Here is a 775-nt window from a genome sequence, read left to right on the forward strand (position 1 = left end):
TGCCAGTTTGCCGCCGGGAAATTACGGTTAAGATCAACGCCGTTTGCATTAGCGCGTAACCCCGATGGCTGTCAGCTGGGCTTACGCGCTAATGCAAACGGCGTTGATCTTAACCGTAATTTCCCGGCGGCAAACTGGCAGAACGGCGAGACCGTCTACCGCTGGAACAGCATGGCAGATGCGCGTGATGTGGTGTTATCAACGGGTAACGCGCCCGCTTCCGAACCGGAAACCCGGGCGCTGTGTGAGTTGATTCACCAGCTGAAACCAGGCTGGGTTGTCTCCTGGCATGAGCCGCTGGCCTGCATTGACGATCCGCATAACAGCGCACTGGCGCACTGGCTGGCGCAGGAGACGCAATTGCCGGTAGTCAGCAGCGTCGGCTATGCCACGCCAGGCTCGTTTGGTAGCTGGTGCGACGATCTCAGCCTGCCCTGCATTACGGCTGAGATGCCGCCGATATCAGTGGACGACGCCACTGAAGTCTATCTTCAGGCGATGATCAACCTGCTGCGCTGGCAGCCGCAGTATTGAGCACGCCGTGGGAGAAGTGCAGCGAGGGTGCTACATCAGCCGCCAGCCAGGTGGGACCATCAAGATCGGCAAACTGCGCATGCACTGAGATCGGCAGCGCTGCGCGAATCGCCCGTGATGTACACAACATGCAGCCAAGCATAATGGCAAAGCCTTGCGCGCGCGCGGCATCTGCCAGCGCCAGCGCTTCCGTCAGGCCACCGGTTTTATCCAGCTTGATGTTAATCATCTCGTAGCGGCC

Annotated in this window: 1 protein-coding gene and 1 pseudogene; one reads left to right on the forward strand and one right to left on the reverse strand. The window is 59.5% G+C overall.

The window, feature by feature from the left end:
* Window positions 1–534 (forward strand): murein tripeptide amidase MpaA (gene mpaA, locus HA48_RS21925; protein ID WP_128603179.1); only part of this gene is annotated, 534 nt, incomplete at its 5' end.
* Here the strand turns inward: mpaA and HA48_RS21930 are convergent.
* Window positions 503–775, reverse strand: a pseudogene (locus tag HA48_RS21930) (L-Ala-D/L-Glu epimerase); the annotation flags it as partial. The gene mpaA and the pseudogene HA48_RS21930 overlap by 32 nt on opposite strands.

Source organism: Pantoea wallisii, assembly GCF_002095485.1.
GTDB classification, from domain to species: Bacteria; Pseudomonadota; Gammaproteobacteria; order Enterobacterales; family Enterobacteriaceae; genus Pantoea; species Pantoea wallisii.